The following is a 14,242-nucleotide window of genomic DNA, read 5'->3' on the forward strand; positions in this document are numbered from 1 at the left end:
AAAAATAATATTATTTTATTACTTGTTTTGTGTTTAAAATTTTAAATAATATAGAAAAAATTCAAAAGCTCAAAAATGAGCTTTTTTTAAAATCTTTTTTTATTCACATCTTCAAGAATTGCTGCAGCAATTTGATTGACTTCATTTGTTATATTATTGGTAACATTTGCAACTTCGACATTTTCCTTAGTTACAGTTTCAAGTTGTGCTATAGCATCGTTAATCTGTGTGATTCCTGCTGTTTGTTCTTTTACAGATTCTGCTACTTCATTTACGCTTTGAACAAGTATATTAATATTTGCCTCGATTTCAGATAAGGATTTTCCTGTTCTTTCCGCAAGCTGTCTTACCTCATCTGCAACAACTGCAAAACCACGCCCATGTTCTCCAGCACGTGCAGCTTCAATAGCTGCATTTAAAGCAAGAAGATTCGTTTGCTCAGCGATATCTTTAATCACATTGACAATATTTTTTATATCATCAGCTTGCGAAGCAACCTCAACTGTTTTTCCACTTACATTTTGCATAGAAGAATTAATCTCCTCTACAGCTGCAGCCGATTGTTCTAAAGAACTCGCTTGTGCATTAGAGCCATCAGCAAGTTTTTGCATAGAATTTTTTAACTCTTCTGACTGATTGGCTAAATCTTTAGCAAAATTTGAAGAAGCTAGAAGCATCTTTTTAATTTCTTTACCTAAAATATTAGTTGTAATCTCAACTTCGCCTTTAGCATCAAGCACCTCTGTGCTAAAATCAAGCGCTTTATAACTATCAAAAACTCTATTAATTTCATTCATATTAGAACCAATTTTATTTTGTAAAACATCAAGCATTCTATTAAGAACATTTTTAAGTTCTACTAATTGAGGGTTTATAGGATTTTTAGTAATTCTTGCAGTTAAATTACCTTTTTCGATTTCTCTAGCAGTTTGCACTGATTCATCTACAGCATTTTGATCTTGTTCTAAAGATATTTGAATCTTTTCAATATTTTCATTTATGATTCTACCCATTGCCCCTAATTCATCATTAGCTCGAATTTTAATTAATTTGAGTTCAATTTTTTCATGATTTAAGAAACGGAAAAAAGATTCTAAAGAATTAAGAATAATTGGTAATCTTGTTGCAACAATTTTTCTTACGCAATAATAAACCACTCCCAAAACAACAAAAATAAAAATAAAAGATGCGCTAATAATAATTAATTGTAATTTTTTCAAAGGTTCAAAAACCGAATATTTAGGTGCAGTTACCAAAACTGTCCAAGAGCTATCTTGCACTTTAAAACTATTAATCGCGGCATAAGAATCATCACCATCAGAAGCTATATAGTCAAAAACTCCATTTTTTCCTTCGCTCATAGCCTTATAAGTCTCTTGTGCACCTTTGTTAGGATTGACATCTTTTAAATTTTTTAAAACCAAATTTTTATTAGGATGAATCGCAACAAATCCATCTGAATTTAAAAGAACTCTTAACTCTCCATCATATTTTTGACTCTTGGGATCTAAAAGATAAGTAGCAATAGCTGAAAAATCCAAAGTCATACCGATAACACCTACAACTTGATTCTTTCGGTCAAATATAGGCATAGCAATATTTACAGCATCAAAATCTTGACCTTCTAAATTCATCCTAATAGGACGTCCTATATATACTTTATTTTCCCCATATTTTGCTTTTTTTAATATATCTTGCACAACTTGTAAATTAGCTATTTCATCACTAGCTTGTATTGCTTTTATCCCGCCTTTATTATCCTTTTCTTCATCAACATAAAGCATAACAAATTTTCCACTTTGAGTATTGAAAAATTTACTTTCCTCTTTAAAATATTCTGGCGGATCGATAAGATACAAATAAGTAAAATTAGAATAAGCACTATTATCAAAAGTATTGGTTATAATATTTGTTATACTATCTATATCTAAATTTTCTTTTGAAGTTGATCTAAACATTTCTGTTAAGGTACCTGAAATACTTTTATTTAAAGCAATCATTTCCCCAAAAATTCCTTGAGTTTGGGTAGCATATTCTTTTGTAATAGAAGCTAAAATATCTTCTGTATTTTCAATAATATTTTGACTTACTTGTTTGGTAATCAAGGAAATTAAAATAATAAGCCCAATAACAACAACAGTTGCTACAGAAAAAATAAGTTTTAAACCTATATTTAAAGATTTAAACATCTTAATAACTCCTAAAAAATAAAATTTTGGATTTTATATTTTAACATATTTTTTAAAAAAATACCATTAATTAATTATAAAAATATTATGTATTAGTATTTTTTGTGAAAGACTTATTTTTTTCCTTTTAAAAACAATTCTTTAAAGCGTTTATTAGCATATTCTTCTATGTCTTTTTGCAAAATAGAGTAATTTTCCATTAATTCCAAAGCTCTAGGAGTAAGTTTTGTTCCTGATTCTTTAGAGCGTCCTTGTCTTGTGCTAACTAAAATTTCTTGAGAATTTTTTTGTAAGGTTTGTAAATGCATCCAAGCTTTTTTATAATTAATCCCCATAAGTTTAGAAGCATGCAATAAACTACCTGTTTGTCCGATAAGTTCTAAAAGTTCTGTTTTTCCTCGTCCAAAAAGCAAATCTCCATCCGCATTTTCAATCCAAGTTTTTGTTCTTACTATAAATTGCTTACCTTTTTTTTCTTTAAAACAACCAAGTTGACAATACTTTACATCAACCTTATAAGCTTTTAAAGCTGAACGCATACTTTTAAGTCCACAACCTTCTTTAGCAATATCTCTTGCATCTTTACAAAAAATTCTACGCTTTTCATCTAAACTAGGTTCTATTTTTTTAAGCACTTCAATCTTTGCTTTTTCAAAATCTAAATATCCAAATTGCCCCAACTCGCAATTATCAATTCTCATGTGATTTTCATCGGCTAATTGTCCGATTTTTTCTATATTTACATTAAATTTCTTTGCAATTTTAAAAGCCGTACCACAATCTAATTTTTCATTACTATTTAACAATTCTCTCATGTATGAGATGATTTCTTTTTCTTGGTTTTTATCCATGAATTCTAAATTCTCCACTATAAATATTAATCTTATTTTCTCTAGCAAAACCACAAAGCGTTAAATCAAATTTTCTTGCTATCATAACTCCTAAACAAGTAGGAGCCGTGCGTGAAACAAGGACTGGAATTTTATGCATAACTGCTTTAGCTACCATTTCAGAACTTAGCCTTCCACTAACCATTAAAAAACATTGACTTAAATCAACCCCAGCTAAACGTGCTTTTCCTAAAGCTTTATCTATGGTATTATGTTGAGCTATATCTTCACCTATAAAAAAAGTTTTCTCATTTACAAAAAGCTTAGCCGTATGCACACAGCCTGTTTTCTCATAAAGCTCACATTGAGTATAAAAAGTACTCATTTGTTTTAAAATTTCATCTTTGCTAAATTTTACATCAGAACTAATTTTACTCGCTTCAATGGCTTCTAAATCGATATTTGCAGTATGTGCTCTACCACAACCACTTATAACTACGCCTTCAGCATTAAGCTTTGCTAAATTTTCTTTATCAATCTTTGCTTTGATATGCACACTCATACCATCATCTTTTGTTTCTATGTTCTCAATATCGCTTACTTTTGCAATGATATTTTCGCTCATTAAATACCCTATTGCTAATGCCTGTTCATCTACAGGAGTTGCCATTAAAGCACCTACTCTTTCATTATTAATAAAAATTTCAAGCTTAATTTCACGCACTAAAGTATCATCGCATGTAAAAGATTCATCACCTTTATATTTTAAAATTTGGGTTGTAAATAAGGGTTCCATAAGCTTTCTCTTTTCGCGTTATTTTAAAAATTTAATTATATCAAAAAAACATAAATAACAAATTTATATATGGAAAAATAGATTTTAGATTCAACTTATAAAATAAAATTCGTTCTATTTATTTCAAAAAAAGCTTAAAACTACCGCTATGCAATAACATAGCGGTTAAAGATTAAATTTTTACATTAGGATCATAAGAAAAACTAGGTTCAATTTGCTTTTTATTGCTTAATTCTTTATACCAATAAGAATGTAAAATATAAACCTCTTCTTCTTCTTTATAACCACTAATCATAGAATGGATGCTACCTTTGATTGCAAATACTGCCATATAAATATGCACACCAAAAAATACTGCACACACTATACCCAAGAAATTATGCACTATAGCTGAAATTCTTAAAAGTTCAATTTGAGTTAAACCAAAAAGACCTTGAATTGCCGTGGAATTAAAATCAAGAAAATACATAAATCCACCTGTAATTATCATCAAAAATCCACCAAAAACAGCAATATAATACCAAGATTTTTGACCAAAATTAAACTTACCTGCAGGTACAGGACGTTTTACTTTGCTTAAATAACCACCTACTATCATCATCCATCTGATATCATAACTTGCAGGAAGCATTCTTTTAATCCACCATAAAAACATAGGGATTATAGAGATGATAAATAAAACCGTTGCAAAAGCATGTAAATTTTTACAAACCCTTACAAAAAGTCCGCCTCCAAAAGTCGCCCCAAACATCATCACAAAACCAGTTGGCACTAAAATCACCCAAGAAATTGCCGCGATAAAATGAAAAAGTCTTTCAAATAATGTAAAAGCATAAATTTTCTTTCCATCGTGTGAAAATTGCTTAGGTCCTATAACCATATAATGCAAAGCAAATGCAGACAACACTGCAATAACAGCAATTAAAGCTATAGTAGCTATATATTCACCTTGCAAAGTTGTCCAAAGTTTGCCAAAAGTATCATAATTTGGAATATTTGTAATACGATGAAAATCCCAAATTTGAGTATCTTGTCCCATTCTCTCGCTACCATAAGCAAATAAACTTACCACGCTTGACAAAAGCGTTACAAATACTTTTCTCATAAGCGTTCCTTTCCTGTGTAAGCAATCTTCCACTCCAAACTTTCTGAAGGATTTGGAATGCCATAATTTCTATTCATAAGTCTATTATGATAAATCTCTTCTATTTTAGAACTTTCACCTACTAAAAGTGCTTTTGTCGAACACATCGCAGCACATACAGGAACTTTTCCTTCTGCGATACGATTTTGACCATAAAGTTCTCTTTCTTTTTCTGAATTCGTTGCTTCAGGGCCACCTGCACACATAGTACATTTATCCATAATGCCTTTATTTCCAAAAACACTATCTTTTGGAAATTGTGGTGCACCAAAAGGACAAGCATAAAGACAATATCCACAACCTATGCAAATTTCTTTATCGTGCAAAACAATACCATCAGCACGGATGTAAAAACAATCCACAGGACAAACGATAGAACAAGGAGCATCATCACAATGCATACAAGAAATAGAAGTTGAAACTTCTTTTCCTTGAATTCCTTCATTTAAAGTAATTACACGGCGGCGGCGAATATGAATAGGAAGCTCATGTGCTTCATCACAAGCTACCGCACAACCATTACAATCAATACAACGCTCATTATCACAAAAGAATTTCAAGCGTTCTTTTTCTAAATTTGCAAAATTTACCTTACTCATTTTCCATCCTTACTGATTCTACAAAGCCCACCTTTAGTCTCTGGAATCTGACACATGATATCATAACCATAATTTGTTACCGTGTTAGCACTTTCTCCGCTTGCATAAGGCTTAGTTCCTTCTGGGAAATTGTGCGTTAAATCCACGCCTTGCATAACTCCTGTAAAATGGAAAGGCAAGAAAATCATATCTTTTGCTACACCTGGATTAACCTTCACTCTTACATGAATTTTAGTGCCTTCTGGAGAATGCACCCAAATCATATCTCCTGCTTTAATGTCTTGCTCTTTTGCTAATTCAGGATTGATCTCACAAAACATTTCAGGTGTTAAACGCGTTAGATACATAGATGCTCTATTTTCCATACCTGCACCATTTAAATTCACAAGTCTTGCAGTAACAAGATTAAGCGGGAATTCTTTAGAATAATCCTTAGCTTGTTGCACAGACACAAATTTAGTATCCACGCGGTAAAGCGCTTTTTGATCTTCAAAACTTGGATATTTTTGCACCAAATCGTTTCTTGGGGAATGTAAAGGCTCACGGTGGAGTGGAATTTTATCTTTAAAAGTCCAAACTACAGCTCTAGCTTTAGCATTTCCATAAGGAACTATGCCTTTTTCTATACATTTAGTTGCTATGATATTGCTATCATCATAAGACCAAGTTGATCCCATTTTTTCTTTTTCTTGAGCACTTAAAGTAATACCTAAAACTTTTTCTATATTATCTTTAGTAATTTGTGGATAACCTGTATCAATAGGTGAATTTAAAGGTGCATTTTTAGCAAGTAAACTCTCTCCTTCATACTCGAGTCCAAAATTATTTCTAAAGCCCATACCACCTTTTGCTACTTCAATGTCGGTATTATAAAGTACAGGAGAACCTGGATGCTTATCACTCCAACAAGGCCAAGGAAGCCCGTAATACTCGCCAGCAACTTCGTCTTTTCCTTCTAAAGTTACCTCATCAAATTTATCCCAGTATAAAGTATGCTTTTTAAGCCTTTCAGGACTCCAACCATTAAGCCCTATACTTCTAACTGCTTTTGCAATTTCTCTTGTTGCATTTTCAGGCCAAACAATCTCACCTTTTTCATCGCGTAAAGTCTTAGTAAAGTCTTCATAAAAGCCTAATTTTTTAGCAAGCTCAAATAAAATTTCTTGATCTTCCATGCTTTCATAAAGTGGATCTACAACTTTAAATCTCCATTGTCCGCTACGATTTGTTGCTGTTACACTTCCGCTTGTTTCAAACTGTGTTGCTGCAGGTAAAAGATAAATTCCATCTTTTCTTTCTGCAATAATGCCTGCTTCATTTACAAAAGGATCAGCCAAAACTAAAAGCTCTAAAGCTTCCAAGCCTTCTTTAACTTTTACTTGTTGTGCAGTCGAAGTGATACCATTTCCCATAACTACTAAAGCTTTTAAAGGCGTTCCTGCATTATCGATAGCATCATTACCATCTTTTCCATTTAAAGCTGCTGCCCACCATCTAGCAAGTGAAAGCCCAGTTTTATGCATCCAATCTTTGCTTACAAAATTTCCTAAAAGCCACTCATAATCCACACCCCAAATTTTGGCATAGTATCTCCAAGTCGCTTCATTTAAAGGATAATAACCTGGTAAATTTTCGCTCAAACAAGCCATATCTGAAGCACCTTGAACATTATCGTGTCCGCGTAAGATATTAACCCCACCACCAAATTTACCTATATTTCCAAGTACCATTTGCACAATAGGTGCTAAACGTGTATTTGAAGTTCCTACAGTGTGTTGAGTTAAACCCATAGCCCAAATAAGCGTAGTTGGTTTGTTTTTAGCTACTTCGTGAGTGATTTGCACCAAAAGTTCTTTAGAAATTCCCGTAACATTTTCTACTTCTTCAGCTGTCCATTTTGCTGCTTCTTCACGAATTTTATCAATTCCAAAAACTCTTTCATCAAGATATTTTGTATCTTCTAAGCCTTCATCAAAGATGATTTTTAGCATTCCATACATGAAAGCAATGTCAGTTCCTGGACGAATTCTTGCATAAATATCCGCTTTTGCCGCACTTTTTGTAAATCTAGGATCTACAACGATAAGCTTTGCACCTTTTTCTTTTGCTTTTAAGAAATGTCTAAAACCCACAGGGTGATTTACCGCTGGATTTGCTCCAATGATAATGATGCATTTACTTCTTTGGATGTCTCCAAGATGGTTTGTCATAGCGCCATAACCAAATGTATTCGCCACACCGGCGACTGTTGCGCTGTGTCAAATTCTAGCTTGATGATCTACATTGTTCGTTCCAAAAAATGCTGCAAATTTTCTTATATAATAAGCTTGTTCATTATTAAGTTTTGCAGAACCTAAAAACATAACACTTTCAGGATTTTCTTTACGATAAGCAGCTAGTTTTTCTCCGATCTCACTTAAAGCTTGCTCATAACTTATGCGTTTCCATTCTCCATTTTCTTTTTTCATAGGATATTTTAAACGCACATGTGAACGCACCATATCGATCATATCAGATCCCTTGCAGCAATGTCCACCTGAACTCACAGGATGATCTTGAGCGATTTCTTGACGCACCCAAACACCATTTTGCACTTCTGCAATAATCCCACAGCCTACAGAACAGGCTGTACAAACTGTTTTTACTTTTTTACTACCTTCATAAGCTTCTTTAAGCTCATCAGCACTCGCTTCTCTTAAAGTTTCACTTCTAGCAAGCAACGGTGTTGCTAGGCTTGAAAGTGCTGCCATTTTAAGAAAAGAACGACGCGTAAGCTTGATATTTTCACCTACACTTGACATTACTCAGCCTTTATATAATAATTTTCCCAATTAGCACTTCTTTGAAAAAGCACTTCTTTTTTCTTACTTTTACCTTTAACCAAATCTTTTCTTTCTTCATCTTTAGCTAGAGCTAAAGTTGTGCTACCAAGCACTCCGGCAGCCCCTAAGGCAAAAGCGGATTTTTTAAGAAATTCCCTGCGATTTTTCACGAGTCCTCCTTTGTTTATTTGCTTCTCTTCTTAAAAATTCTGAACGCGATAGATCGTTTTGCACTTTTTTAGAATTTATTTTTGCAGGTTTTTCCACTTCAAAGCAAAGTCTTTCAAATTCCATAAAAGCCAATGCAATACTTGCAATTTCCTTATATAAATTCGCATTTTTATTCATGAAAACATCGCCTAAAAACTCATCAATGCTTTTATTGATCACTTTTTCAAAAAGCTCTTTGGCTAAATCATCTTCATTTTGCCTTAAAAATTCACTCATTAACAATAAACAAAATCCAACACTATCTTCACTTTCTTTAAAAAATTTTTCATTGCGTCTTATTTTACTTTTGACTAAAATTTGACGCACGCAAAGTAAAGGATTTGAATTTTCAAAACCTTCTTCTATGTAAGAAAAAGTCGTTGGAATGCTATTTTTAAGACTTAAAAAAAGCAAATCATATTCTTTAAAAAATGCTTGTATAGAATTTTCATCATCTAAATGCTTAAGCAAGATATCAAAATTTGATTTTAAATTTTCATCAAATAAACATTCTTGCATTGTCTTTAAATACTCTTGTAATTTTGACAATCTTTCTTCAGAAAATGAAAAAACAAAAAGCTCTCCTAGACATTGATAATAAAGACTTCTAGCTAATCTTAATTTTTCCAAATCCATTAAAGCCCCCATGCATTCAAAATTTTCAAAAATAGCTTTAAATTTTGCTTGAATGAATATTATGCAAAATATACCTAATATTCATTTTAAAGCCGATTTTTAAATCGATTTATCTTAATACTATTTGATTTAAAAATCACTGAATTTCAATAAAATTCCACAAGGATTTAAAATATTAAAAAATCATACCAAAATATTGAAAATTAGATATTTGAGTTGATTTTATATTTGAAAAAATAAAATACTTTGCATAAAATTTATATCTTTGATTCTCTTCCAAATAAAATTAACATTTTATGCAAATTATAAATAATACTAATTTCTTAAAGAATAATCCTTATAAGAAAATTCTCTTATCATTTGAAGTTCATTTTTTGCATTTAAAAGCATGAGATTTGGAAGTCTTATACCATTAAAAGTTGTGTTTTTTACAATGGTGTAATGAATTTGATCTAAAAAAACAATTTTATCGCCGATTTTAAGCTTTTTATCAAAGGCGTATTCTCCCATTACATCACCCGCTAAACAAGTATTTCCAGTAAGCAAATAGGAAAATTCGTTCTCTTTTAAGTCTGAAATTTTTTCATTTTCTCTTGTGGCTAAAATTCTAGCATTTAAAACTTCACTTGTATAAGGCATGATGATAGTATCTGGCATATGTGCTTCGCTTGAAGTATCTAAAATAGCAATTTGTTTTTCATTTTCTATGATATCTACTACACTAGCCACCAAATTTCCTGTTTGCCAACCCACCGCTTCACCTGGTTCAAGATAAACTTGTACACCATATTTATCACTGAAATTTTTACACAAAGCAATAAGTTTTTCAACATCATAGCTTTTTTTAGTGATGTGATGTCCTCCTCCAAAATTCACCCATTTCATTTGCCCTATCCATTTACCAAATTTCTCTTCAAAGACCTTTAAAACAGCTTCTAAAGCGTCAGCACTTTCTTCACAAAGTGCGTGAAAATGAAGTCCTTCTATAACATTTAAATCCACATTTTCAAAATCTTTAGCACGAATTCCAAGTCTTGAGTATCTTCCACAAGGATTGTAAAGTTCTTTTGGGGCTAGAGAAAATTCAACATTACAACGAAGACCTAAGGAATTTTTTTGTGTTTTGCTTTGAAATTTATGAAATTGAGCTAAAGAATTAAACACTATATGATGAGATAAACTGGCTATTTCACCTATTTCATCTTCTTTAAAAGCAGGTGAATAAGTATGAATTTCTTTATCCATGTATTCTTTAGCAAATTTTGCTTCCCAAAGTCCGCTACAAGTACAACCTTTTAGATATTCTCCAACAATTTTCATCGCTCCTGAAAAAGCAAAACCTTTTAAAGCTAAAAGCACTTTAGCACCACTTTTTTCGCCAACACTTGCTAAAAGCTCACAGTTTTTTCTTAATTTATCTTCTTCTAAAATATAAGCTGGAGTTTGAATTTTTTCATAAAACATTATTTTTCCTTGATTAAATTGCTAAAATCATAACAAAATTAAACCAAATTTTCAAAATAAATATTTACTAAAGTTAAAAAAATAATGACTATAATATAAAAAATCAAGCAAAAGGAAAAACTAATGAATAGAAGAAATTTTTTAAAATTTAATGCACTCACTCTAGCAAGTATGGGTGTAGCCTATGCAAATCCTATGCACGATATGCACTCCATGCATAAAAATCATTCTATAAATCATGACTTAGATACTTCTTTTATAAACTTTGCTCCAAAAAATTTAAAGCTTTTAGATCCAAAACAATTCCCCCAAGGAGAAATTTTAAAAGCCTTGCCTTTACTCAAAAATGAAAGTAAAGAAAAAAATATTTTTCGTGCTACCCTAGAAATCAAAGAAAATCATATAGAGCTTATCAAAGGTAAAAAAACCTTATTTTATATTTACAATGGCCTCGTGCCTGCTCCAAAAATAGAAGTTTTTGAAGGAGATAAACTTGAAATTTTAGTCAAAAACAAACTCAAAGAAGCTACAACTATACATTGGCATGGCGTTCCTGTGCCACCTGATCAAGATGGAAGCCCACATGATCCTATCTTAGCAGGAGAAGAAAGAATATATCGTTTTGAAATTCCTCAAGATAGCGCAGGAACTTACTGGTATCATCCACATCCTCATTATACGGCTTCTAAACAAGTTTTTATGGGTTTAGCAGGGGCTTTTGTGATCAAAGCAAAAAAAGATGCTTTAAGTCATTTAAAAGAAAAAGATTTGATGATTAGCGATTTGCGTCTTGATGAAAACGCTCAAATTCCAAACAATAACCTAAATGATTGGCTAAATGGTAGAGAAGGAGAATTTGTACTCATTAATGGACAATTTAAACCTAAAATCAAACTCGCCACAAACGAACGCATACGCATTTATAATGCTACTGCGGCAAGATATTTAAATTTACGCATACAAGGAGCTAAGTTTATACTTGTTGGTACTGATGGTGGACTTATAGAAAAAGCTATTTATAAAGAAGAACTTTTCTTAAGTCCTGCTTCTCGTGTAGAAGTTTTAATCGACGCTCCAAAAGATGGGGAATTTAAGCTAGAAAGTGCTTATTATGATAGGGATAAAATGATGGTAAAAGAAGAACCTAATACCCTATTTCTAGCCAATATTAACCTAAAAAAAGAAAATGTAAAACTTCCAAAAAAATTAAAAATTTTCAAACCTTCAGAAGAACCTAAGGAATTTAAAGAAATAATCATGAGTGAAGATCATATGCAAATGCATGGTATGATGGGAAAAAGTGAAAGCGAATTAAAAATCGCTCTTGCATCTATGTTTTTAATCAATGGCAAAAGCTATGATTTAAAACGCATTGATTTAAGCTCCAAACTTGGAGTAGTTGAAGACTGGATAGTGATAAACAAATCTCATATGGATCATCCTTTCCATATACATGGCACGCAATTTGAACTCATCTCATCAAAACTCAATGGCAAAGTTCAAAAAGCCGAATTTAGAGCCTTAAGAGATACTATAAATGTGCGTCCTAATGAAGAATTAAGACTTAGAATGAAACAAGATTTTAAAGGGCTTAGAATGTATCATTGTCATATTTTAGAACATGAAGATTTAGGAATGATGGGAAATTTAGAAGTAAAGGAATAAAATGGTAAAAGTGGAATTTTTAGGCCCCATAAATAAAGAAAATTTAGAACTTGAGGTAAAAAATTTAAAAGAATTAAAAGAAATTTTGCAAAAAGATGAGAGTTTAAAAGAATGGCTAGAACTTTGTGCCGTATCTTTAAACGATGAAATCATTTTTGATGAAAACACTAAGTTAAAAGATGGTGATAAAATAGCACTTTTACCGCCAGTTTGTGGGGGTTAAATGAAACATTTTACACTTTATCAAGGTTCTTTAGATATTCCTAAAATTTATAGACAATGGTATGAATTTGCCAAGGATAAAAACTGCGGTGCTTTACTGACTTTTTGTGGTATTGTGCGTGAAGAAGAAGGCATTGAGGCACTTAGTTTTGATATTTATGAACCGCTTTTAAAAAAATGGTTTAATGAGTGGCAAAAAAGAGTAGATTTTGATGGTATTAGCTTGCTTTTTGCTCACTCTATAGGCGATGTGGCGGTTCATGAAAGCTCTTATTTTGCAGGAATTTTAAGCAAACAAAGAAAATTAGGACTTAAACTTCTTAATGAATTTGTTGAAGATTTTAAAGCAAGTGCACCCATTTGGAAGTATGATGTGATAAACAAAGAAAGAATTTATGCCAAAGAAAGATCAACCAAACTTTGCGGTGCAGGACTTTTAAAAGGATAAAAAATGTTAATGTCTTATGAAGAAAGTTTAAAAATTTTACACTCTCATATCAAAACTTATGAAAAGATTGAAAAAATAGCTCTTACAGAGTGTTTAGGATGCATTTTAGCTCAAGACATAAAAGCCCTTAAAAATCAGCCTGAATTTCCAACTTCGGCTATGGATGGTTATGCGATCAAATTTGAAGATCAAGATAAAGCTTTAAAAATTTTAGGCCTCACACCTGCAGGCACTATGCCACAATTTAACGTGCAAAATGGTACTTGTGTAAAAACCTTTACAGGCTCACTCATGAGCGAAGGAAGCGATACTTTAGTCCCTGTTGAAAATGTACGCGTAGAAAATGATACTCTTTTTATAGAAAAAAAAGTTCCCCAAGCTTTTGCCGTGCGTGCGGTAGGAGAAAACTATAAAAAAGATGAAATTTTACTCAAAAAAGGCACAAGGTTAAATTATAGCGAAATAGCTCTTTTGGCTGAACTTGGATTTTTTCACATTAGTGTGTTTATAAAGCCTATTGTAGGAGTTTTAAGTAGTGGAAGTGAGATCAAAGATCTAGGAGAAGCCTTAGAAAATCCTGCTCAAATCCGCTCTTCAAATCATATCGCCATAGCTAATTTAGCTAAAAATTTAAATTGCGATACAAGGGTTTTTCCTCTTTTAAAAGATGATGAAAAAGCCACTTTTTCTACCCTTGAAAGTGCTTTGCAAAGTTGTGATATTTTGGTTACAACAGGCGGGGTTTCTATGGGAGATTTTGACTTTTTAAAAAAAGCCGTCAAAGAATACGAAATCATCATCGATAAAGCCGACATAAAACCAGGTAGACATATCAAAATAGCCAAGGCTAATGAAAAATTCATTATCGCCTTACCAGGTTTTCCTTACTCGGCTATGGTAATGTTTAATCTTTACGCAAGAGAGATTTTAAACTCTTGGTTACTTCAGCCTAAAGACTATATTTGCAAAGCCTTCTTACAAGGAAGCTACAAGAAAAAAACACCTTATTTGGAATTTGTCGCTTGTAACATAAAGTTTGAAAATGGACGCATTTTAGCTAATCTTGAAGGTAAAAAAGAAGGCTCTAGTGCGATTATAAACAATCTTAACAATAAAGCTGCCCTTATGGTGGTGCCAAAAGAATGTGAAATGTTAGAAAATGAAAGTTTAGTGGATATTATCTTTATGCCTTAAAATTATTTAAATAATTTTATTTC

At 31.9% G+C, this 14,242-nt stretch carries 13 protein-coding genes; 4 read left to right on the top strand and 9 right to left on the bottom strand.

Features of this window, described 5'->3' with window-relative positions:
- Positions 1-86: 86 nt before the first annotated feature.
- From ccaA to nspC, 9 genes are all read right to left on the bottom strand, one after another.
- The gene (gene ccaA / locus AJ881_RS02655; protein WP_052794949.1) at positions 87-2,189 is read right to left on the bottom strand and encodes an aspartate chemotaxis receptor CcaA; all 2,103 of its coding nucleotides are present in this window, start codon (positions 2,187-2,189) and stop codon (positions 87-89) included.
- Between the two features lie 113 nt (positions 2,190-2,302).
- The gene (locus AJ881_RS02660; protein WP_002870865.1) at positions 2,303-3,040 is read right to left on the bottom strand and encodes a winged helix-turn-helix domain-containing protein; all 738 of its coding nucleotides are present in this window, start codon (positions 3,038-3,040) and stop codon (positions 2,303-2,305) included.
- The gene (gene fdhD, locus AJ881_RS02665) at positions 3,033-3,815 is read right to left on the bottom strand and encodes a formate dehydrogenase accessory sulfurtransferase FdhD (RefSeq protein ID WP_053872807.1); all 783 of its coding nucleotides are present in this window, start codon (positions 3,813-3,815) and stop codon (positions 3,033-3,035) included. The genes AJ881_RS02660 and fdhD overlap by 8 nt, the downstream gene beginning before the upstream one ends.
- 172 nt (positions 3,816-3,987) lie before the next feature.
- The gene (locus tag AJ881_RS02670) at positions 3,988-4,920 is read right to left on the bottom strand and encodes a formate dehydrogenase subunit gamma (RefSeq protein ID WP_070243195.1); all 933 of its coding nucleotides are present in this window, start codon (positions 4,918-4,920) and stop codon (positions 3,988-3,990) included.
- Positions 4,917-5,558, bottom strand: coding sequence for a formate dehydrogenase FDH3 subunit beta (gene fdh3B, locus AJ881_RS02675; protein WP_002851264.1), 642 nt, complete (start codon positions 5,556-5,558; stop codon positions 4,917-4,919). Before fdh3B ends, AJ881_RS02670 begins: the two co-directional genes overlap by 4 nt.
- Positions 5,555-8,359, bottom strand: a complete 2,805-nt coding sequence (locus tag AJ881_RS02680) for a formate dehydrogenase subunit alpha (protein ID WP_079254195.1) — start codon at positions 8,357-8,359, stop codon at positions 5,555-5,557. The genes fdh3B and AJ881_RS02680 overlap by 4 nt, the downstream gene beginning before the upstream one ends.
- A complete protein-coding gene (locus AJ881_RS02690; RefSeq protein WP_002851537.1) occupies positions 8,359-8,550 on the bottom strand; it encodes a twin-arginine translocation signal domain-containing protein in 192 nt (63 codons plus the stop codon). The genes AJ881_RS02680 and AJ881_RS02690 overlap by 1 nt, the downstream gene beginning before the upstream one ends.
- A complete protein-coding gene (locus AJ881_RS02695; protein WP_024088174.1) occupies positions 8,525-9,238 on the bottom strand; it encodes a molecular chaperone in 714 nt (237 codons plus the stop codon). The genes AJ881_RS02690 and AJ881_RS02695 overlap by 26 nt, the downstream gene beginning before the upstream one ends.
- A 303-nt stretch (positions 9,239-9,541) precedes the next feature.
- Positions 9,542-10,690, bottom strand: a complete 1,149-nt coding sequence (gene nspC / locus AJ881_RS02700) for a carboxynorspermidine decarboxylase (RefSeq protein WP_070283141.1) — start codon at positions 10,688-10,690, stop codon at positions 9,542-9,544.
- Between the two features lie 123 nt (positions 10,691-10,813).
- On the opposite strand from nspC, the gene cueO reads away from it, so the two are divergent.
- The 4 genes from cueO to AJ881_RS02720 are packed head-to-tail and all read left to right on the top strand — an operon-like array spanning position 10,814 to position 14,219.
- A complete protein-coding gene (gene cueO / locus AJ881_RS02705; RefSeq protein ID WP_070285336.1) occupies positions 10,814-12,355 on the top strand; it encodes a multicopper oxidase CueO in 1,542 nt (513 codons plus the stop codon).
- A 1-nt stretch (position 12,356) separates the two neighbouring features.
- The gene (locus tag AJ881_RS02710; protein WP_002779488.1) at positions 12,357-12,578 is read left to right on the top strand and encodes a MoaD/ThiS family protein; all 222 of its coding nucleotides are present in this window, start codon (positions 12,357-12,359) and stop codon (positions 12,576-12,578) included.
- The gene (locus AJ881_RS02715) at positions 12,579-13,025 is read left to right on the top strand and encodes a molybdopterin synthase catalytic subunit (RefSeq protein ID WP_002862166.1); all 447 of its coding nucleotides are present in this window, start codon (positions 12,579-12,581) and stop codon (positions 13,023-13,025) included.
- A 3-nt stretch (positions 13,026-13,028) separates the two neighbouring features.
- Complete coding sequence (locus AJ881_RS02720) at positions 13,029-14,219, top strand: molybdopterin molybdotransferase MoeA (protein WP_070283140.1); 1,191 nt, start codon at positions 13,029-13,031, stop codon at positions 14,217-14,219.
- Positions 14,220-14,242 lie beyond the last annotated feature (23 nt).

The sequence above is a fragment of the Campylobacter sp. BCW_6460 genome, from assembly GCF_001762705.1.
GTDB lineage: Bacteria > Campylobacterota > Campylobacteria > Campylobacterales > Campylobacteraceae > Campylobacter_D > Campylobacter_D jejuni.